At 60.2% G+C, this 20,904-nt stretch carries 22 protein-coding genes; 5 read left to right on the forward strand and 17 right to left on the reverse strand.

Annotated features, from left to right (window positions below; translation table 11 throughout):
- The first annotated feature begins 56 nt into the window (after positions 1-56).
- Positions 57-806: a sulfite exporter TauE/SafE family protein gene (locus PL599_RS05810; protein WP_269825180.1), complete on the forward strand. Its 750-nt coding sequence runs from the start codon at positions 57-59 to the stop codon at positions 804-806.
- Between the two features lie 80 nt (positions 807-886).
- Positions 887-2,020, forward strand: a complete 1,134-nt coding sequence (locus PL599_RS05815) for an alpha-hydroxy acid oxidase (RefSeq protein WP_162520311.1) — start codon at positions 887-889, stop codon at positions 2,018-2,020.
- Between the two features lie 182 nt (positions 2,021-2,202).
- On the opposite strand, the gene PL599_RS05820 is transcribed toward PL599_RS05815, so the two are convergent.
- Entirely contained in the window at positions 2,203-2,547 is a 345-nt protein-coding gene (locus PL599_RS05820) for a DMT family transporter (RefSeq protein ID WP_137410809.1), read from the reverse strand.
- The gene (locus PL599_RS05825) at positions 2,547-3,128 is read right to left on the reverse strand and encodes a TetR/AcrR family transcriptional regulator (RefSeq protein WP_269825179.1); all 582 of its coding nucleotides are present in this window, start codon (positions 3,126-3,128) and stop codon (positions 2,547-2,549) included. The genes PL599_RS05820 and PL599_RS05825 overlap by 1 nt, the downstream gene beginning before the upstream one ends.
- Before the next feature lie 189 nt (positions 3,129-3,317).
- On the opposite strand from PL599_RS05825, the gene PL599_RS05830 reads away from it, so the two are divergent.
- Positions 3,318-4,583, forward strand: coding sequence for a D-alanyl-D-alanine carboxypeptidase (locus PL599_RS05830; protein WP_162520319.1), 1,266 nt, complete (start codon positions 3,318-3,320; stop codon positions 4,581-4,583).
- Between the two features lie 3 nt (positions 4,584-4,586).
- On the opposite strand, the gene PL599_RS05835 is transcribed toward PL599_RS05830, so the two are convergent.
- From PL599_RS05835 to PL599_RS05875, 9 genes are all read right to left on the reverse strand, one after another.
- A complete protein-coding gene (locus PL599_RS05835) occupies positions 4,587-5,330 on the reverse strand; it encodes a metallophosphoesterase family protein (protein ID WP_077981508.1) in 744 nt (247 codons plus the stop codon).
- A 5-nt stretch (positions 5,331-5,335) separates the two neighbouring features.
- Complete coding sequence (gene uraH / locus PL599_RS05840; protein ID WP_077981507.1) at positions 5,336-5,692, reverse strand: hydroxyisourate hydrolase; 357 nt, start codon at positions 5,690-5,692, stop codon at positions 5,336-5,338.
- A complete protein-coding gene (locus tag PL599_RS05845) occupies positions 5,689-6,189 on the reverse strand; it encodes an ureidoglycolate lyase (RefSeq protein ID WP_077981506.1) in 501 nt (166 codons plus the stop codon). The genes uraH and PL599_RS05845 overlap by 4 nt, the downstream gene beginning before the upstream one ends.
- A gap of 3 nt (positions 6,190-6,192) precedes the next feature.
- Positions 6,193-6,555, reverse strand: a complete 363-nt coding sequence (locus PL599_RS05850; RefSeq protein WP_077981505.1) for a HepT-like ribonuclease domain-containing protein — start codon at positions 6,553-6,555, stop codon at positions 6,193-6,195.
- A complete protein-coding gene (locus tag PL599_RS05855) occupies positions 6,552-6,842 on the reverse strand; it encodes a nucleotidyltransferase family protein (RefSeq protein WP_035220685.1) in 291 nt (96 codons plus the stop codon). The genes PL599_RS05850 and PL599_RS05855 overlap by 4 nt, the downstream gene beginning before the upstream one ends.
- Positions 6,843-6,895: 53 nt before the next feature.
- Entirely contained in the window at positions 6,896-7,393 is a 498-nt protein-coding gene (gene uraD, locus PL599_RS05860; protein ID WP_137410812.1) for a 2-oxo-4-hydroxy-4-carboxy-5-ureidoimidazoline decarboxylase, read from the reverse strand.
- Entirely contained in the window at positions 7,393-8,316 is a 924-nt protein-coding gene (gene puuE, locus PL599_RS05865) for an allantoinase PuuE (protein WP_077981503.1), read from the reverse strand. Before puuE ends, uraD begins: the two co-directional genes overlap by 1 nt.
- Before the next feature lie 204 nt (positions 8,317-8,520).
- Positions 8,521-9,228, reverse strand: coding sequence for a DUF1045 domain-containing protein (locus PL599_RS05870; RefSeq protein ID WP_269825178.1), 708 nt, complete (start codon positions 9,226-9,228; stop codon positions 8,521-8,523).
- Positions 9,229-9,324: 96 nt separating this feature from the next.
- Positions 9,325-10,533, reverse strand: coding sequence for an NAD(P)/FAD-dependent oxidoreductase (locus PL599_RS05875; protein WP_269825177.1), 1,209 nt, complete (start codon positions 10,531-10,533; stop codon positions 9,325-9,327).
- Between PL599_RS05875 and mnmD the strand changes: the two genes are divergently transcribed.
- The gene (gene mnmD, locus PL599_RS05880; RefSeq protein ID WP_269825176.1) at positions 10,532-11,287 is read left to right on the forward strand and encodes a tRNA (5-methylaminomethyl-2-thiouridine)(34)-methyltransferase MnmD; all 756 of its coding nucleotides are present in this window, start codon (positions 10,532-10,534) and stop codon (positions 11,285-11,287) included. The genes PL599_RS05875 and mnmD overlap by 2 nt on opposite strands.
- A 30-nt stretch (positions 11,288-11,317) precedes the next feature.
- On the opposite strand, the gene PL599_RS05885 is transcribed toward mnmD, so the two are convergent.
- Positions 11,318-14,992 carry a PAS domain-containing hybrid sensor histidine kinase/response regulator gene (locus PL599_RS05885; RefSeq protein WP_271358935.1) on the reverse strand — a complete coding sequence of 1,225 codons (3,675 nt, stop codon included), beginning with the start codon at positions 14,990-14,992 and terminating at the stop codon, positions 11,318-11,320.
- Between the two features lie 501 nt (positions 14,993-15,493).
- Between PL599_RS05885 and PL599_RS05890 the strand changes: the two genes are divergently transcribed.
- A complete protein-coding gene (locus tag PL599_RS05890) occupies positions 15,494-16,966 on the forward strand; it encodes a DEAD/DEAH box helicase (protein WP_077981497.1) in 1,473 nt (490 codons plus the stop codon).
- A 253-nt stretch (positions 16,967-17,219) separates the two neighbouring features.
- Here the strand turns inward: PL599_RS05890 and PL599_RS05895 are convergent, their stop codons facing one another.
- The 5 genes from PL599_RS05895 to PL599_RS05915 all read right to left on the reverse strand — a co-directional run bounded on the left by PL599_RS05895 (position 17,220) and on the right by PL599_RS05915 (position 20,714).
- Positions 17,220-18,128, reverse strand: a complete 909-nt coding sequence (locus PL599_RS05895; protein ID WP_077981622.1) for a DMT family transporter — start codon at positions 18,126-18,128, stop codon at positions 17,220-17,222.
- Positions 18,129-18,289: 161 nt separating this feature from the next.
- Positions 18,290-18,679 carry a DoxX family protein gene (locus tag PL599_RS05900; protein ID WP_162520312.1) on the reverse strand — a complete coding sequence of 130 codons (390 nt, stop codon included), beginning with the start codon at positions 18,677-18,679 and terminating at the stop codon, positions 18,290-18,292.
- Between the two features lie 241 nt (positions 18,680-18,920).
- The gene (locus PL599_RS05905; protein WP_077981495.1) at positions 18,921-19,538 is read right to left on the reverse strand and encodes a L,D-transpeptidase; all 618 of its coding nucleotides are present in this window, start codon (positions 19,536-19,538) and stop codon (positions 18,921-18,923) included.
- Positions 19,539-19,616: 78 nt separating this feature from the next.
- Positions 19,617-20,513 carry a DMT family transporter gene (locus tag PL599_RS05910; RefSeq protein WP_269825174.1) on the reverse strand — a complete coding sequence of 299 codons (897 nt, stop codon included), beginning with the start codon at positions 20,511-20,513 and terminating at the stop codon, positions 19,617-19,619.
- Positions 20,514-20,558: 45 nt separating this feature from the next.
- Positions 20,559-20,714, reverse strand: a complete 156-nt coding sequence (locus tag PL599_RS05915; RefSeq protein ID WP_269825173.1) for a hypothetical protein — start codon at positions 20,712-20,714, stop codon at positions 20,559-20,561.
- Between the last annotated feature and the right edge of the window lie 190 nt (positions 20,715-20,904).

The following is a 20,904-nucleotide window of genomic DNA, read 5'->3' on the forward strand; positions in this document are numbered from 1 at the left end:
TTCATATGACTGGCTGGCGTCACCGGCCGAAATGCGAATGACCTCTGGAGTGCCCCATGCCGGATCTAGACCCAACCACCCTGCTCATGATCCTCGCGACCTTCATCGTTGCCGGCATCGTCAAGGGGGTGACCGGCATGGGACTGCCCACCGTCGCCATGGGCGTGCTCGGCCTCTTCATGCCGCCGGTCATCGCCGCCGGCCTGCTCATCCTGCCCTCCTTCATCACAAATATCTGGCAATTGCTGGCTGGGCCTGATTTCCGGGCCATCGTGAAGCGGCTGTGGCCGATGATGATAGCCATTGTGCTTGGCACCCTCATCGGCATCCGGCTGATGACGGCGGGCACCGGCGTCTGGACCACCTCGGCGCTCGGCCTGTGCCTTGCGGTTTACGCGACGTATAGCCTGCTTGCCAGACCGGTCTCGTTTCCGGCAAGACTGGAACCAAAACTCTCACCCGTCATGGGGCTGGCGACGGGCCTTCTGACCGGCGGCACCGGAATTTTCGTCGTGCCCGCCGTCCCCTATGTTCAGTCACTCGGATTTAACCGCGACGATCTCGTGCAGGCGCTCGGCCTTTCCTTCACCGTTTCAACCATTGCACTGGCTACCGGGCTTGCCTCGCAGAATGCCTTTCACGTCGAGCATCTGTCACTTTCCGCGCTGGCCGTCCTGCCGGCCCTTGCCGGCATGTGGCTCGGTCAGAAGGTTCGGCGCATCGTCAGCCCGGCGACGTTCCGGCGTTGGTTTCTCATCTGCCTGCTTCTGCTCGGCTGCGAACTGTTCCTGCGCGCATTTTGGTAACAGTACGGCGACGATTTTGATGTCGCCACCACGCCATCCATGCTATGTGAAGCCTTCATTCAAATGTGAAGGCTTTATCCATGGGCAAAATCCTGACCATAGCGGACCTGAAGCAACAGGCTCAGCGCCGTGTGCCGAAAATGTTTTTCGACTACGCCGACAGCGGCGCATGGACGGAAGGCACCTACCGCGCCAATGAGGAGGATTTTTCCAAGATAAAGCTGCGCCAGCGCGTGCTGGTCGACATGACCGACCGGTCGCTTGCCACCGAAATGATCGGTGAGAAGGTTTCGATGCCAGTGGCTCTTTCCCCCACCGGCCTGACCGGCATGCAGCACGCCGATGGCGAGATGCTGGCGGCACAAGCAGCCGAAGAATTCGGCGTACCCTTCACGCTTTCCACCATGAGCATCTGCTCCATCGAGGATGTCGCCTCGGTCACCTCGAAACCCTTCTGGTTCCAGCTCTATGTGATGAAGGACCGCGACTTCGTCAACAATCTGATTGACCGGGCGAAGGCCGCCGGGTGCTCGGCACTGGTGCTGACGCTCGATCTGCAAATTCTCGGCCAGCGCCACAAGGATCTGCGCAACGGCCTCTCGGCCCCGCCAAAATTCACCCCGAAACACATCTGGCAGATGGCGACCCGGCCGAAATGGTGCCTGGACATGGCGCGCACCAAGCGGCGCAGCTTCGGCAACATCGTCGGCCACGCCAAAAACGTCTCCGACCTCTCCTCGCTCTCCTCCTGGACGGCGGAACAGTTCGATCCGCGCCTGTCGTGGAAAGACGTCGAATGGATCAAGCAGCGTTGGGGCGGCAAGCTTATCCTCAAGGGCATCCTTGACGAGGAGGATGCGCGCGCCTCGCTCGATACCGGCGCCGACGCCATCATCGTTTCCAACCATGGCGGCCGCCAGCTTGATGGCGCGCATTCCTCCATCGCCATGCTGCCGAAGATCGTCGACGCCGTCGGCGACAGGGTCGAGGTGCATATGGATGGCGGCGTCCGCTCCGGTCAGGATGTGCTGAAAGCCGTGGCGCTCGGCGCCAAAGGCACCTATATCGGCCGCCCCTTCCTCTATGGCCTCGGCGCCGATGGCAAGCGGGGCGTAACCACGGCGCTGGAGATCATCCGCAAGGAGATGGATGTCAGCATGGCGCTTTGCGGCAAGCGGCTGATTACGGATGTGGATCGCAGCATTCTGGCGTGATGGTGATAACTCAGAGCCAGTGTCTCAGAACGCCCCGTCGTACTTTGCCTCCCTCATCCCTGTGACGAGCACAGGGAGCCAGCCCAAGTCCTTGGGCCGAAAGGACTCTCCCCGTCGCGCAGACGCGCGCCGGCTGGATTCCTGTGACGGGCGCAGGAATGAGGAAGGGTGCAGGAGTGCCGTTAATGCCCCACCGTCTTCGAAAAAACATTCACAATCACCACCCCCGTCACGATAAACCCGAGGCCGATGACGGCGGCGATATCCAGCGTCTGGCGGAAAACGAAATAACCGATCCCGGAAATCAGCACGATGCCCAGCCCGCTCCAGATCGCATAGGCCACGCCGACCGGCATGGCCCGCAGTGTGAACGACAGCAGATAAAAAGCCGCACCGTAAAACAGCGCCATCAGCACCGTCGGCAAAAACCGGGAGAATTGCTGCGACTGCTGCAGAAAGGAGGTCGCGATGACTTCGCAGACGATGGCGGCGACGAGCGCTCCATAGGTCAAGACAGCTGCATTCATCACCCTGCATCCTTCTTCGTCTGCGCGATCATGCGCGCTCTGAGAGCCGCCCTGTCGCCACCTGCCCTGCCATCATCGGCCAGAAGATCGGCGAACCAGATGCCGTCAGCGGCAAGCCGTACCAGCTCCAGTACCACCCCACTATCCGTTTCCTTATGACGGGCAAGCCGCCCCTCGATCCAGCTGTTCCACATGCGTCGAAGCGACGGTTCACCGACCATGGAAACCGAAATCGCGGCCCACTGTTTCCCCGAATCCCTGCCCCGATCCGAGAAAACTGCATTCACATAGGCCCTCGTGAAGCGTCCGAAAGCTTCACAATCCTGTGAGAGGAGGTCATCGATTTCACAGTCCAGAGCCGCCAGAAGGTCCGCCATGACCGCTTCCAGCAGCGCCTGCTTGGATGGGAAATGATGGAACAACCCGCCTTTCGTCACCCCGGCCGCGTCCGCAACCGCCTGCACCGAGAGCGCCGCAACACCCTGTTCAGCAGCGAGTCTGGCCGCGCAATCGAGAAGATTGCGGCGCACGAGTTCGGGTTGCTTCTTGCGTTCATATGCATTTGTCATGACACTAAACATACCGGATGGTTGGTTTCTTTTCAAGGAAATAGCAGGGCCGCCCGCCAGCTTGAAATTCATACTTAATTAAGCATGAAAGCGATCTCTAAAGTTTTAGCGGTTTTGTTGCCGGAAAGTGTCAGTAAAACTTCGCCCATCGCGGCGATCGAACAAAAGGGGTGAATTATGTCGGGAACGGTCAAACGGGGAATGGCGGGTGCATGGGTCTTCGCGCTCGCCTTCTTTTGCGCGATCCTCTCATTGCAGGCGTCGCCTGCGCAGGCGGGTTATGCCCATTTCATCATGGACGCCAATACCGGCAAGGTTCTGGCCGCTCGCAACGCCGATGTGCTCAACCACCCCGCATCGCTCACCAAGATGATGACGCTTTACATGACCTTCGAGGCCCTGCATTCCGGGAAACTGCGCTGGGACCAGAAGATAAAGATGTCAAAGAACGGCGCGTCGGTCATCCCCTCGAAGCTCTATGTACGCCAGGGCCAGACCTTCACCGTGCGCGAGGCCGTCTATGGCATGATCGTCAAATCCGCCAACGACATGGCGGAAGGCATGGGCGACCATCTCGGCGGCTCGGAGGCGCGCTTTGCCCAAATGATGACCCGCAAGGCCCGCCAGCTAGGCATGACGAAAACGGTGTTCCGCAACGCCTCCGGCCTGCCCAGCAAATCACAGGTGACGACAGCGCGCGACATGGCGAAACTCGGCCTGGCGCTGCAGCGTGACTTTCCCAAGGAATACCGCCTCTTCGCCATGGAATCCTTCAGCTTTCGGGGAAAACGCATCCGCGGCCACAACAATCTGATGTATCGCTACAAGGGCATGGACGGCATCAAGACCGGTTACACCAATGCCTCCGGCTTCAACCTCGTCAGCGCCGTCAATCATAATGGCCGCCGTGTCGTTGGCGTCGTGCTAGGCGGCAAGACCGCCCGCAGCCGCGATGCCCAGATGGCCGCCCTTCTCGACAAGGCCGTGCCGCAGGCATCGAGAAGCCGCAATACCGAACAGCTCGTCGCCAGCGCGAGTGTCAGCCGTACCTTCGATGTGCCGCCCGCAGCCGTGCCGCTGCCCATGTTTGCCGAACGCCGCCGCGCAGATCCGGTCGCCATGCAGATCGCCACAGCGAACGATCAGGTGGCCGACATGATGCAGGTTTCAGCCATTCCGCGGCCGGCACCCGCTGCAGCCTCCGTCGGCCAGCGCAGCCGCTGGGAAGTGCAGATCGCCGCCACCGACAGCGAAGCCGCCGCCCGCTCGCTGCTCGCCAATGCCCGCTCCAACATCGCCAGAAACCATGCCGGGATCGCTCCCTATACCGAAGCGGTGCAAAGCGGATCGGCAACGCTTTACCGCGCCCGGTTCACCGGCTTCGAAGACCAGTCTTCGGCGGTTGCCGCCTGCAAGGCGCTGAAGGCGCAGTCCTATGCATGCGTGGTGATGACCAGTGAGGGGTGATCCTTACCGCTTCAGCCAGCCGTTCTCCAATGCATCAGCCAGATAGGGAATGCCGTTGACCCTCGCCATTTCCGACATGGCCAGATTGTCGTAGCGGATATTCCGGAAATAGACCTGCCAGCCGCGCCCGGTCTCTTCCAGCACGGCATAGGTGGCGAGCGCATGGCCCGCCTCGACATGATGATCGAAAGGCGTGTCGTCCTTCCAGCCGGGGCAACCGACGCTACCGGGATTGACGATCAACCGGCCGTTGGAAAGCTGTACCGCACGGGGAATATGCGTGTGCCCGCACAGCATCAGCGGCTGGGAGATACCTTCCGCCCGCTCCTCTATTTCGGTCAGCGGCCGCAGTTTCAGCACGCCTTCCGGCGACAGCGTTTCCAGCCAGTAGTCGAGATCACCAAGCGGCGAGCCATGGCAGCAATAGGCGATATCCTTGAACACCATGCTGAAGGGTAAGGTTTGCAACCAGTCCAGATGGGCGGCGCTCAGCTGCGCATGCGCCGGTCTTTCCCAGCTTCCCATCTCCTCCGGCGCGCGCTCGATCAGTTCCCGGTCATGATTGCCGCGAATGCTGGGAATCCAGTTGCTAACAAGCACGTCGCCGGTAAAACCCGCTTCCAGCGGGCCGCTGAAACAATCGCCGAGATTGACGATGTCCTTGATGCCAAGACGGGCGATATCCTCCAGCACGGCTTCAAGTGCTGCGCAGTTTCCGTGAATATCGGCAATAGCGGCAAAGATCATGGCAATCAGCTTCCTCGATAGGTGGAATAGCTATAGGGCGAAAGCAGAAGCGGCACGTGGTAGTGGCCGCTCTCGTCGGCAATGCCGAAACGGATCGGGATAATGTCGAGAAAGGCCGGCTCCGCCAGCACCACGCCCTTGCCGCGCAGGTAATCGCCGGCATGGAAAACCAGCTCGTATTCGCCGGCCTTGAAACTGTCGCCGACGAGCAGCGGTCCCCCATCGACACGGCCGTCGCTATTGGTCTGCACCGTCTTCAGCTTTTCGCGGCGATCGCCGGAGAGCCGGTAAAGCTCGATCGTCAGCCCTTGCGCGGGCGTGCCATGGGCGGCATCGAGGACATGGGTGGTCAAACCGGTCATGGCTTGGGCTCCGCGATCATATAGGGCTCATCGAAAAAATACTCTTCCAGATTGTTACCCGGCCCATCGCGGTCGGCAACCAGAAAATCCGAAACCGCCTGCAACGGCATCAGCGGATAGTGCCAGACATTGCGGCGATAGTTCACGCCCTGATCGCCCCTCGCCAGAAACACCTGCGGCCGGCCGGGCCGGCCGCCATCGTCATCGGCGACGACCACGAGGAAAGGCCGGCCGGAGAGCGGCGAAAAACTCTGGCTGCCGAGCGGATGCCGCTCCATCATTTCAATCTCGTGCGGAAAGACCCGCGGCTGCCCGCGGAAAATATTGAGGATGACACGCGCACCCTCGCCCGCAGCCTCCGGCGCTGCAAGCGCATGGTGCCGCTCGGTCTGGCCGCCATTGATGTGCCGCATGGAAGAGGGTGTCGTTTCGATCACATCGCCAAAGGATGCGAAAGCCTCTTTGGTGAGAGGTTTTATGTCGAGAAAATCAGTCAAATGTCATTCACCTTGGGCATGCCAGTTTCGGAGAAGGGAGAGACGCGCCTGCAAATCCGGAATGCTCTGCGTTATCGTTTTCCAGACGACCGAGAGTTCCGCCCGGAAATAATCATGCACGATTAGATTGCGCATACCCTTCATCTTGATCCAGGGGATCTCCGGGTGCTGCTGTAAAAACGCGGGGTATTGCTTATCCAGCTTGGCGACCGCCTCGCCAATCACGGCAAGACCCATCATGACCGCCATCTGCGTCCGCGTGTCGGAAGAAAAAGCGGCCTCATCCATATCGTGAACGAAATCACGTATTCTGGAGGCGGCAACATCCATCTCCTTCAGATAGAGCAGAAGCCGATCCGTACTCATACCGCTTTGGCTTCCTTCAGAACCCGCGCCCGTATGTCCGAATGCAGGCCGCCTGAGGTGACGACGTCGACCTCCACACCAAGCAGCGCCTTCAATTCCTCCAGCAAGCCGCCAAGGTCGAACAATGTCGTGCCCGGCAGCGCATCCACCAGAATATCGAGGTCGCTATCCGGCCGGTCCTCGCCGCGGGCGACGGAGCCGAACACGCGCGGGTTCGCCGCGTTGAAGCGTTTCGTCGCTTCGCGGATCGCTTCCCTGTTCTTTTCCAGCACCTCGGAGGGTCTCATGATCTTCATCTCCAGACGGCACGATTCTAGCAGAACGGCCACCGCTCGCCAATTCAGCCTTCCGGCAGCATCGAGGAAAGGCGCAGCCAGGCGATCTTCTCCACCTGCGCCATCGCCGTCTCAAATTCTTCGGCCGCGCCGTTGCCGATGCGCGTCTCGAAGGCGGAAAGAATATCGTGCCTGTTCAGCCCCTTGACCGCGATGATGAAGGGAAAGCCGAATTTTTTGGTATAGGCGCCGTTCAACGTGGTAAAGCGGGCGTGCTCTTCGGGGGTAAGCCGATCCAGCCCGGCGCCGGCCTGTTCGTTGCGGCTGTCGGCCGTCAACTCGCCCGCAATCGCCAGCTTGCCGGCCAGATCGGGATGCGCCCGCAATACGCCGAGCCTCTCCGCCTCCGAAGCCGCGCGAAACTGAGCGCTGAGCACGGCGTGAACAGCCTTGGCCGTTAGCTCCAAACCCGCTCCGCCGGCGTCATAGGCCCGTTCGGCTATGAAGGGCGAATGTTCGAACACGCCCCCGAATCGGGTGACAAAGTCCTCGCGCGTCACCATCAAAACACCTCCGGCCTGTGATGTTCATGCCAGTGACGGGCGATCTCGATGCGCTGCGGGATCCACACTTTCTCATGACCGAGCACATATTCGATGAAACGGCGAAGTGCCGCCGCGCGCCCGGGACGGCCGACAAGACGGCAATGCAGGCCGACGCTCATCATCTTCGGCGCGCCCTCGACACCTTCCTGATAAAGCACGTCGAATGCATCCTTCAGATAGGTGAAGAACTGGTCGCCGGAATTGAAGCCCTGCGGCGTGGCGAACCGCATATCGTTGGTTTCAAGCGTATAGGGAATGATGAGGAAAGGCTCTTCCTTCGGACCTTTCACCCAATAGGGCAGATCGTCGGCATAGGAATCCGACGAATAAAGGAAACCGCCCTCTTCCATGACGAGGCGCAGCGTATTGTCGGAAGGCTTACCCTGATACATGCCGTAAGGGCGCTCGCCGGTAACCTCCGTGTGCAGACGCACGGCCTCAACGATGTGCTTGCGCTCTTCCTCTTCGGAAAAATCCTTATATTCCAGCCAGCGATAGCCATGGCTGGCGATTTCCCAGCCCGCTTCCTTCATCGCCGCTACGGCCTCGGGGTTACGGGCCATGGCAGCGGTCACGCCGTAAACGGTGGTGGTGACGCCAAGCCCGGTGAACATGCGCCACAGCCGCCAGAAACCGGCGCGCGAGCCATATTCGTAGATCGATTCCATGTTCAGGTTGCGCTGGCCCGGCCACGGCTGCGCGCCGACGATTTCCGAAAGCAGCGATTCCGACGCCTTGTCATTGTCGAGAATGCAGCTCTCGCCGCCCTCCTCGTAATTGATGACGAATTGCACGGCGATGCGCGCGCCGCCCGGCCATTTCGGATCGGGAACATTGCGGCCATAGCCCACCAGATTGCGGGAGTAATTTTCGGAAATCATTCAGCCACCCAGACCATCTCTCCCAAGGCGGAAACCGATTTCGGGAGACATAAAACAGACCTCCGAAGCGCGATGACCCGCAACGGGCACAACATACGCTTCAGATATGCGATATCCGAACGGTAGCATCCGCTTCCGGAATGTCGAGATCAATTTTGCTGACATTCCGATGCTTTTTTGTATACGATTGTGCCGTTGCGCTCTTCAGGCGATCTTTCGGGCGGAAACACGGCCCATGGGGTGAAGCGAGTGCACCCGGAAAGGCGCGCCCGGCTCATCCTCAATGAAAAGCGCAAGGCTGGAAAACTGCAGGGATCGGGTGAGCAGCGGCTCGAAAACCTTGCGCACGGCCCGCTCTATCCTCTGGCTGCTGGAAGCTTCCACACCGCCCGTCAGCGACATCTGAAACCGGAACTCGTCCATCACATGCGGACTACCCCAGCGATGCAGATTGGTGAGCTGCGAAGCCGAAAGCCGGTCCGGATCCGCGCGCTCGATTTCCGCGTCGGAGAGCGGCGCCCGATAACGGTCGAATTCCTGCACCACGCGGGCGGCGAAAAAATGCAGCATTTCACAGGGACGCTCGGGAACGAGACTGAAGACATTCTCCTGCCTTGCCACCACAAGTTGCGGCAACATGAAAGGCTCATGCTTGCCGGAAAAATACATCAGGTCGCGCAAAAGCGCGGCCTCGGAATGGCCTTCGGCAAGGCGGAAGGGAGCCTTGATCGTGCCATGGAAACCATACCTGCGCGGCAGGGCCGTATGGTAGGAAATCTCCTGCATGCCGAGGTCGATCGTGCCGGGAGGTTCCACAGCCTGACCTGAATAGACATCGCGCCCCAACCACGCGGCCGCCGCCTGCGTCAGGGGGTCATTGGGGGAAGGCGTGAAATGAATGGCGTATCGCATGCACTGTCACCTCGCCGCAAATGCGGACAAACCGGCCTCTTTGCAGGCCAGCAAATAAGTGATTTGCGTGACAGATTAACGACGTGGGCGGCCTGGTCAGAACTTTCTAAAGGCCGCGACGGCAATACTCACGTGTTGTTGAAGGTGAAAGCCCGAGGGGATGACAGGCGTGTGACCGCACACGGTTTGCAACGCCGCATCGGCAAGAAAATGCGCCAGCCCGAAGCTGACCTTGAAGCCGCCGGTCAGCGCAACGAGCCTCGGATGGCCGGGGATCGCGCCCACCATCGGGTCCCTCCCCACCGCTTTCGGGCGCAGCCCCGCCCAGCGTTCCAGCACCGGCGCGCGGACAAGCGAGGGAACAACGGCAGACGCATCCGCAAGCAGTTTTTCAAGTTTTTCATCGGTACTTAAGGGATCGGAAAAACAATCTTCGCTGGTACTGCCGATCGCAACAGTGCCGTCTTCATGCGGCACGATATAAAGACCGTTCAGAAACACCACCGGCATCGCCGCGTCGGCCGCCGCATCGAGAAGCGCCGCCTGCCCCTTCACCGCCTGCCCGAGCGTCACACCGGCATCCACACCGAGGGCGTCGCGGATAAGGGGAAAAGAACCATGGCCGTTGGCGACAATGACATGGCCGAAAGAAACCTCCTCGCCCGACGACAGCACCGCCCGCCCGGCATCCGCATCGAGCAAAAGAACGCCACGACCTTCCGCCAGCCGCACATGCCGCGCCTTGCCGAGAAAAGCCGAAAGAAGGGCGATCAGCGCACGCGGCGAAACCCGCGCCGCCAGCGTATCGAACACGAAACCCGCCTCACCCGCCGCATCATCCACCCAGCCCGCGACCGAAGGGCTGTCGACGACATGCCAATGGAACCGGCGCTCACCCGAAACCCAGTTCTCCAGCGCATCCCGTTCGTGTCGCTCGGCAATGGCGCGCAGATGCGGCTTCGGCAGCGGAATGATCCGGCCTGAGCGACGGTAGCCGGCGGAAAGCCCGGTCTCCGCCTCCAGCCCGGCAATCTCTTTTTCCAGGGCAACGAGAGCGTCGAACTGGAACTGCTTCTTGTCCGACCAGCGGTCCGGCATATGCGGCATCAGTGCGCCCAGCAGCCCGCCGCTGGCGCCGCCGCCGGTGCGATCCGCCTCCACCAGCAATGTCTCGATGCCGAGCCGTTCCGCCTTGACGGCGGCCCACAGCCCCATGATGCCGCCGCCGACGACGAGGAGCGGCACGGAAGCCGGTAATCTTGGAGATTGACCGTTTTCGAAAGCAGGATTATCGGCTTTAGCCATGAAACATTCCAACGAAAATATCACAGAGACCGGCGCAGCGGCCGGTTCATCGGTCGGGGAAGCCTCAACCGCGCTCGACTGGCGTGAAGGGGATATGCCCTATTCACTGGCCTTTGACGACCATTTTTATTGCCAGACGGATGGCCGGCTGGAATGCGGCCATGTCTTCCTCTCCGGAAACGGCCTGCCGGAGCGCTGGCTCGAACGCGAGGGCGTCTTCCGCATTGGCGAACTGGGCTTCGGCACCGGGCTTAACCTCTGCGAGACATGGCGCCAATGGAAAGAGATGCGCAACGGCCGCTCCACGCTGCATTTCATCTCCTTCGAACTCTACCCGATGAAGGCGGAGGAAATCGACCGGGCGCTTTCCCGCTGGCCGGAAGTGGATGCCGAACGCAAGGCGCTCACCGCCCTCTGGCCCGCCGAGCCGAAAGGACGGGTCGAAATCCAGCTCGATGACGAAACGCGCCTGACAGTGGTTTGCGGCGAAGCGCTCACCGGCATTTCCGCAAGCGAGGAAAATTTCGACGCCTGGTTTCTCGATGGATTCGCACCCGCGCGCAATCCGGACATGTGGTCGCTGGAAATCATGCAGGCGCTTTTCGCAAAGACGGCGCCCGGTGGCACATTCGCCACCTATGCCGCCGCCGGCTTCGTTCGCCGCAACCTCATCGCCACCGGTTTTGAGCTGGAGCGTCGGAAAGGATTTGCCGGAAAGCGGGAGATGCTCTGCGGCATAAAACCATTCGGCTGACAGCAGCACAGCGCTGTTCTGGTCGAAAAGTCAGACGCGCGGCGCATCGCGGCGCGGCATGTTTTCGCCCAGCCATTGCGCGATCTTGTCTTCCAGCGTTTCGGGGCTAATGGGCTTCGACAGATAGTCATCCATACCCGCCTCCAGGCATAGTTCACGGTCCGCCTCCTGCGTATGGGCGGTTACGCCGATGATCGGCACATGTCGGCCGTCGGCGGCGGTCCGTTCCGCGGCACGTATGGCCTGCGTCGCCTGATGCCCGTTCATGACCGGCATCGAGACATCCATCAGGATAAGTGCGGGATTATTCTCCTGCCACGCCTGCACGGCTTTCTTGCCATTGCCGACAATCAGAAAGCGCAGACCCGCCTGCTGCAGTATCTGGCTGAAGACTATCTGGTTGACGTCATTGTCTTCCGCCACCAGCACATCGACCAGATTGGACCGATGCCGTAAAGGCACTGCCGTGGCTGTGTCAGCCCGCTGTTTCCTCACCACGGGGCCGTTTTCCGGCCGGACGGCGCGCGCATCGTGGCCTGCCTCAAGCAGCGCCGGAGCCTGGCGAGCGCGTTTCAGGCGCACATCCCGCACCACATCGAACAGGGTGGAACGGAGCAGCCGCGCCCGTGCCGGCTTCATCAGATGCGCCTGCACGTTGAGATCGGTGAACAGCGTCTCGTCACCGACGACATCCATGGAGGTCAGGAAAACAATGGCGATATCGTCAAAACGCGCATCCGCCCGGATCCGCTCCACCACATCCAGCCCGTTCATGACGGGCATGTGATAGTCGAGAATGACGGCGTCAATGGCAAATCCAAGCGCCACCGCCTCCTCCAGCACCGCAATGCCAGTAGGTCCGTCACCCACCGCGTGGCCGTCTATGCCCCAGCTTCTCAACTGCTCCGTCAAAATACGGCGGTTGACGTCGTTATCGTCAATGACGAGCACGCGAATATCGTCGATCGCCACGGAAAGAAACGGGAGATCGCGCTGTCTCTCGGTCACCTGAAACGGAATATTGACCTCGAAAGTCGATCCCTTTCCAACGTCGCTGACGACATTGATCGCGCCATCGAACAAACCGACGAGCCCGACCGTAATCGCCAGCCCCAGCCCGGTTCCCTCGTGCCGGCGCGTGGCGGAACCATCGACCTGGCTGAACTTGTCGAAGATGGTTTCAAGCTTGTCGGCCGGAATGCCGATCCCGCTGTCTTCGACGCGCAATGACAGAATGGCCTCGGACGTTTCCGCCGACCGCGCCGAAAGCTCGACCAGCACATGCCCCGTTTCCGTAAACTTGACGGCGTTTCCAACGATATTGGTGACGATCTGCCGAAAGCGGCCGGCATCGCCGATAACCTTGCCGAAGACAGAAGCATCGATCCGGACGATCAGCTCAATGTCCTTTTCAAGCGCCGCCGAGGACAGGAGCGACACCACATCCTCGACCGCCTCCGCCGGATCGAAGGGCACGCTGCGCAGCCTCATCTGCCCGGCCTCGATCTTCGAAAAATCGAGAATGTCGTTGATGATCGTCAGAAGCGCATTGCCGGATTTGACGATGATATCGGTAAAGGTCTTCTGCCGCGTATCGAGATTGGATTTGGCCAGAAGCTCCGCCATGCCGAGAACGCCATTCATGGGCGTGCGGATTTCGTGGCTCATATTGGCCAGGAATTCCGATTTGGCCCGATCCGCCGCTTCCGCGCGTGACAGAAGCCGCTGCAATTCCTCTTCACGCAGCTTCATCTCGGTCACATCGGTGACGATGATGAGCCAGTAATTGCCGGAACTGTTGGTGGCTTCCAGATTGAGCCAGCTTTTGCCAGCGACATGGATGAGCCACGAAAACGGCCGGTTGGCGGCAATATTCTCCCTCCAGGCGCGCAGCGTCTCGGCAGCCTCCTCGGCCGTGCCGAAATCGCCGCGGCCGGCGCAATGGGCGAAGAAACCCGACCAGTTGCAGCCCTTTTCCAGGAGATGCGGCGGAACGTCGAACATGCGCGCCATCGCCTCGTTGGACATGATGATCGTGCCCTGCTCGACCAGCACCAGCCCCTGCGCCATGGCGCGCGTGGCTCCCTGCATATATTCGCCGACCCGCTCCAGTTCGGCCTTCGCCTTGCTGATCTCGACATCGCGCATGCGCACATCGGTGACATCGGCATAGGTGCTGAGGATTTTCCCGCCTTCGAGCCGGGTTTTCGAAATGACCGTGACCTTGCCGCTTTTGCTTCGCACCTCACGGGGCGCAAAGACCTCCTCCTTTAAAAGCCGCTGCACCCGCTCGCCATAGACCTCATCGAAAGGCCTGTCGCCATAGTCATAAAGGCCGCTGTCGAAATTCATCTCCATGAATTCGCGATAAGTTTTGCCGACAAGCGACTTTTCGCCGCCGATCTCTCCCCAGACCTCATAAAAGAACGGATTGACATATTCGATGACGAGATCGGCGTCGAGCAGCAGCACGCCCACCGGCAGGGCATGAAGAACCGCTTCAAGCTGGCGGTGCAGCTTCTCGGCTTCGGCCTGGGCGGCGATCAGCGCCTTTTCCCGCTCCTGCAAAAGGCTGACATCGGTAACGGAACCCACCAGATAATATTCGTCATCCGGCGTCGCAACCCGGCCGAGCCGGGTGATGACGGGAATGGCCTGTCCGTTGCGCTGAGGCATGTTTCCCGTGCGTTCGAGCGCCTCTCCGGTCTGCAAAATCCGTTCGTTTTCCTGCTGGAACTGGGAGCCGTTCTGCGGGAACATTTCGGATTCGGTCTTGCCCATATAGTCGGCGAGATTACCGCCCAGGAACGTATCGTAGGCGGCATTGGCGTAGGTCAGCCGCCTGTCCTGATCCCTCAGGAACACGCCGACCGGCAATTGTTCAAGCGCAGCGCGCAGCAGCCATGTCTCGCGGATTTGTGTGCTCAGAAGAGTCTCATGCGCCTTGAACTCGGTCACATCTACCCTGAGCCCGACAAGCATGCCGTTGTCCAGCCGCTTGTTGATCATGCGCACCCAGCGGCCGTCGGCAAACTGTTCGACCCTTTCGAGATAGGAGAGGGAAAAATCACGCAGCTGCTTCTGCATCCAGTCTTCGAAAGACGGCGCGTCACCCTCCAGAAAACGATATCCGCTCGAAAAATAGAGCGTTTTCATCAATGCTTCGAGCCGGATGCCGGGTTTCAGCTCGATGTCGAGATCACCGTAAAACTCTGCGAAGCGCGCGTTACAATAGACCAGCCGATTATCCCGGTCATAAACGACGATGCCGGCATCGATGAAATCCATGACGCCGCTGCTGAACAAAATATCCGACGCACCGCCCACGGCCGCGGACTTGCGCGAAACAGCCGACGGCGTCTCCTCGAACATTTCGAACAGGAAAAGATTGCCGTCTTCACCCACGAAGCGTTCGCAGCGAAGCAAGGACGATTCCACGCTGGTCGGGACATGACAGGCTATCGTCTCGTCAGTCGCAAAGACCAGCGAACGACGCTCACGATCCTCCCGCTCTGCATCGCGAATGTCGGCGGAGAGGGAAAGAGTGGTATGACCTTCAAATCCTGAAGGCTCTTGCCCCATGACCCGGGCATAGGCGGCATTGACCACGACATAGCGCAGCTCGCTGTCCTTGATGCACGCGGGCAGGTCGAGGGCGGCAACAGCCTTGCAAGCCTTTTCCAGCAACCCGCAGCCTTCGGTCAATCGATACTCCACACCTTGCAGTCCATCCCTGTCGAATCAAATATTTCCGGACGCCGTCTCAGAAAACGTTATGTGAGAAAATCGATCTTTGCTATGTATTCGAGGGTGTCGTTACCCTTTTTTAACCATAATTCTTCGGCTGCACCCGCGTCGTTGCGGCAATCGCCGGCCACCGATGCGCATGGCTGCCATGCGCCCGCCTGCGGCCATGTTACAAAACTATCGCTTGACTTTGATGCGCAAAACGCCCACATCCCCGTCAAGCTTTCACCTTCGGCAGCCGCGTGAGCTGCAGCGTATGACCGGAAAACACCCTTAAGGTATCCGGCCCGCATGAAGGAAAAGCGCAGAGAAGACAGAAGACGGCATGTGCCGCACTGATGCGCAGAAAGTTATTCCAACCCACAAGTTCCCAATTCACGCGGGGTTCTTGACGCCGAAACCGCCGGACAGCAGCTCTGCTCCGGACGAATGGTTTTTGGCGCCCCGAAAGGCATTATATTGACCAGTTTTAGCGAACTCGGCCTCTCCGAAAAGATCGTGGCCAGCGTTACCCAGCTTGGCTATACCGCTCCCACCCCTATTCAGGCAAAGGCCATTCCGCTGCTGCTTGAAGGCCGCGACCTGATCGGCCTCGCACAGACCGGCACCGGCAAGACCGCCGCTTTCGGCCTGCCGATCATCGAAATGCTGATGAAGCAAGCCGACCGCCCGGCAAACCGCACCTGCCGCACCCTCATCCTCGCCCCCACCCGCGAGCTGGTGAACCAGATCGGCGAAAACCTGCGCTCTTTCGTGAAGAAGACGCCGCTGCGCATCAACCAGGTTGTCGGTGGCGCATCGATCAACAAGCAGCAGCTCCAGCTCGAAAAGGGCACGGACATTCTGGTGGCCACCCCCGGCCGTCTGCTGGACCTCATCGCCCGCAACGCCATCTCGCTCTCCAAGGTTACCTATCTGGTGCTCGATGAAGCGGACCAGATGCTGGATCTCGGCTTCATCCACGATCTGCGCAAGATTTCCAGAATGGTTCCGGCCAAGCGCCAGACGCTTTTGTTCTCGGCCACCATGCCGAAGGCGATTGCCGATCTGTCGCACAGCTACCTGACCGATCCGGTCAAGGTCGAAGTCACGCCTCCGGGCAAGGCTGCCGACAAGGTCGAGCAATATGTGCATTTCGTTGCCGGAAAGAACGACAAGACCGATCTCCTGAAAAAGTCGCTGAACGAAAACCCGGATGGCCGCGCCATCGTTTTCCTGCGCACCAAGCATGGCGCGGAAAAGCTCTACAAGCATCTCGAACATATCGGCTTCAAGGTCGCTTCCATCCATGGCAACAAGAGCCAGGGCCAGCGGGAGCGGGCACTGAAGGGCTTCAAGGACGGTGATATCAAGGTTCTGGTTGCAACCGACGTTGCCGCCCGCGGCATCGACATTCCGGCTGTGACGCACGTCTTCAACTACGACCTGCCGGAAGTGCCTGACGCCTATGTTCACCGCATCGGTCGTACCGCCCGCGCCGGCCGTGACGGCATCGCCATCGCTTTCTGCGCACCGGACGAAACCCGCCTGCTGCACGACATCGAAAAGCTGATGAAGATCGATATTCCGGTTGCCTCGGGCGAACGCCCGTCCGTGCTTGCCAGCCCGACGCGCCCCAACAACAACCGTGGCGGCCGCAACAACAATGGCGGCCAGCAGCGCGGCCCGCGTGAAGGCGGCCGTCACAACGGCGAATCCCGCCCGTCCCGCCACCATGCGCCGCGCGATGCCGACAACGATCTGGAAGTCACCTCCGACTTCAAACGCGTGAAGCAGGCAGAAGGCGATGCAGGCCGTCCGGCCGGCCCGCGCAAGCACCGCCGCCCGGCCCGCAAGCCCGGCGGCAGCGGCGCCAACCGCCACGCCCCTCCTGGCGGCAACGGCCAGGAAAAGCGCGCTTCCGGCAACGGCAATCGCGGCCGCAACCGCTAAGTCGCTCTGAGGCGCTCGGCGCTGCCGCGCCTTTCTTCTCCCCGCCGGGGAGAAGGTGGCCCGAAGGGTCGGATGAGGGGGCAAGCTCTCCGAAATCCGGCGAGGGGCGCCCCCTCATCCCGCTGCCGCGGACTTCTCCCCCTCGGGGAGAAGAAACAAGCGGCACCCGCTCGGTCTACATGCGGTTGTCGTGCACCCAGGCGCTTTTAAATTTCACCCCGCAAGCCCAGGCTTTGCGGGGCTTTTCTTTGCCTCAACCGCCCTGCCCAACCGCCCGGCGTCGTGACGGCAAGGTCATGGCCAGCACGCCGGCGATGACGCAGACGAGCCCCACCCACATGACCGGGGTCGGCACCTCGCCGAGAAATGCCATACCGATGGCGACGCCGACCGGGACCCGCAGATACGCCTGCGACGTGGTGCCGACCGAACCGAGCGTCTGCATCAGCCGGAAATAGATCATGAAGGCGAGCGCGGTGGAAAAGACGCCGAGGCACACAAGTGCCATCAGTGAAGCCGCCGAAGGTGACAATGTCCAGGGTCGGTCAACGATCAGGCTCACGGGCAACAGCAGGACAGCACCGCAGATGAGTGAGCCGGCGGCCGGCATGATCGGATCGAGCCCTTTGAAATTTTTACTGAAAATGGCCGCGCAGGCATAGGAAAACGCCGCCGTCAGCACGGCGAGCTGGCTCCATATCGCCTCGCCCGCTCCATCAAGCGCTTCCATACCGATGATGAGGCAAACGCCCGTCATGCCGGCAATGGTGCCGAACAGCTTGCGCCCGCTGACCGCCTCGTGCCGGATGACCAGCGCGGTGAGAAGAAAGGTGAAGATCGGCGTCGTTGCATTGAGAATGACGGCAAGCCCGGCATCGATGCTCTGTTCCGCCCAGGCGATTAATGTGAAGGGCAGAACGCTGTTGATGCAGGCCTGAATGAAAAACAGCCGCCACGTCGCCAAATCCGTGGGCAGACGCAGCCCGCGCAGGCGGATCACTGCAAAAAGCAGCAGACCGGCTATCATCGTACGCGACGCGATGAAGGTGATCGGCGGTATCGTCTCCACCCCGATCTTGATGAAAGTATAGGATGCGGCCCACAGCGTGGACAGCAAGGCGAGAAACAGCAATTCACGGGCTATGGTGTTCTGAGGGGTCACGGATCGATCTTCCAACGTCGTTCAGGATGAACCGTTGCTAACCCGAAAACACGCACCAATGCTTCGGCGACGGCCGAAGTTTCTGCCACTTCAAGACACAAGGCCCCGCATGGCTTCAGCCATGCGGGGCCTCGATAAAGATCAGTGACCATCTCGGCCAATCAGGCGCGGCGCTCATCCACAGAGAAAGCGCCTGGACCGGCAACGAACAGATAGAGGAAGATGAAGCAGAACAGAACGGCGGCGTCGCCACCGTTCAGGGCCGGGAAGAAGCTCTTCGGTCCATGCGCGATGAAATAGGCAACGGCCATCTGACCGGACAGGATAAAGGCGACCGGACGCGTGAACAGGCCGATCAGCACGAGAACGCCGCCGACGAATTCCAGAAGCGCCGCCACGAGCAGCATTGTCGGCAGGGAGCCTTCCATCTGCGATGCCGGAAAACCGAACAGCTTCTGCGTTCCATGCGAAATGAAAAGTAGCGCCGTCATGATGCGCAGCGCCCCGAGCGCCTGCGGGCGATAGCGGGAGAGAGAGTCGAAAGTTGCCATGGTCATGTGTCCCCGTTGAAGTGGTGCCGCGCTCGATACAGTGCATTTACGCCTTTATGGATACACGTCTCTGACACCGGAAATCACGTTTCCGATATAGCAGAACTCCCTTAAATACAGAAAGGGAGGCATTCCACACATGGTTGATTTTCAAGCGCAAAATTGACCTTTTGCCGAAAAAATCAACTCAAGGATACAGGCATTTTCTGGCGAGCCAAAGGCGGAAAAATCCGCCTCTTCCTCATGCCTGCAAGACAACAACCTTCGAACCCACCGGCACGCGGCTGTAAAGATCGATGATGTCGTGGTTCAGCATGCGAATGCAGCCGCTCGACATGGCGTGGCCGATGGATTGCGGCTGGTTGGTGCCGTGCAGACGGAACATGGTGTCGTTGCCGCCGCGATAGAGATAGAGCGCGCGTGCGCCGAGCGGATTATTCGGGCCGCCCGCCATACCGCCGGCGAATTTCAGATTGCGCGGATCACGGCGCATCATGTTCGCAGTCGGCGTCCAGGACGGCCATTCCGCCTTGCGGCCGATATAGGCATCGCCCTTCAGTGCAAGACCCTGCCGGCCGACACCGACGCCATAACGCATGGCGCGACCATCGCCCATAACGTAATAAAGCCGCCGCGCCGGCGTATCCACGACAACCGTTCCTGCCGGGTGTCTGGTGTCGTAGCTGACTTCCTGCCGACGAAGCTCCGGCTTGACCTTGTCGAGATGCATGGCGGGAAGCGGGAATTTCTCCTCCGGCTTTGCCGCATAATTCAGCCTCTGCTGGCCAATACCGGTATTCGCGCAGCCAGCCAGAAACAACGGCAATCCGAACAGAACACCACGACGTGAAATAGACATGTAACCCCCGCCAAATCTTTGGATTAACGAGAGGTATAATTTTATGGTTAACAAACCCCTAATATGCGGTTGTAGTAATTAACGCGTCGCAACCGCTGCGGCAGGCCTGCGATTGGCGAGATAAACCCCCGTTACCGCCAGAACGGTGCCGGCAATCATGGCGGGTGTCAGCGTTTCGCCGAAAAGCAGCGCGGCTTCCACGGCGGCAAGCGGCGGCACGAGATAGATCAGCGAGGCGGCCCGCGAGACCTGCCCGCGCCGGATCAGATAAAGAAGCAACGCCACGGCGCCGATGGAGATCGCACCCACGGACCAGGCAAGCGTGGCGGCAAGGCCAAGGCTCCAGTCCACATGCCCATCCTCCAGCAGAAGCGCGAAGGGAACGGTGACCAGCAACGCACCGACATATTGCAGCGTGGCTACCGCCATGATGTTTCCGCCATGGACATATTTCTTCTGGTAGAGCGTGCCATAGGTCACCGACGTCATGCCCAGCACATTGACCGCCACGGCGTAGAGCGGCACCGACAGGCCGACAGCACCGGTGGCCATGACCTTCGGCAGCACGGCAATGGCGATGCCGGCAAAGCCGATAAGCAGGCCGGCGCGCTGCAGGGGCGAGATTTTCTCACCGATCATGAAACGGGCGGCCACCGCCGTCATCAGCGGCTGCAGACCGGCGATGATACCGCCGATCGCCGCCGGCACGCCCTGCCCGATCGCCCACCAGATCATGCCGAGATAAAGACCGTGCAGGAAGACGCCGGACAGGATCGCCCGGAAGACATCGGCACGTCGCTGAGGCCACTGGATGGAGGAAACGCGGCAGATCACCCACAGCAGCGCCCCCGCCAGCAGATAGCGCAGACAGAGAAAGGTGAGCGGTCCGGTATAATAGACCGCATATTTGGCGGTGACCCAGCCGGTCGACCAGAGAAAGACGAAGATGGCCGGAGCCAGACGGTCGAGCGACATGGGAACATCCCCTGTGCCGCACGATGCCCGTAACCGAACGCGGTGTTAGGACAGGCGGCGAATTGACACTTCTTCGACTTGACGCAAAACCCGCGCGTGATCGAGCTGAGTATTCAGCAAGGCGGTATCCGCATCCGAAAAAAAGGTCAAAGGTGTTTTGGTGATCACATCTTTCAGATTTTCTGATGCAACGTCCGACATTCTTCAATCGAAAGCGATCGACTAAAATTTATGCATTCGCCCAGGGCGTACACAGCACGGCCACCTCATTACACCCCTCGCCACCGCGCAACCAATTTGCCAATGCCGCATTTATAGGCTGAAACCCAAAAAACGCTTCTTTTTTAAAACTCTAAGGCGACAAAAAATCTTCTCGGGGAGGCCTGCATAG

Origin of the sequence: Agrobacterium sp. ST15.16.055, assembly GCF_027956555.1 — a bacterium.
Classification (GTDB): domain Bacteria; phylum Pseudomonadota; class Alphaproteobacteria; order Rhizobiales; family Rhizobiaceae; genus Agrobacterium; species Agrobacterium salinitolerans.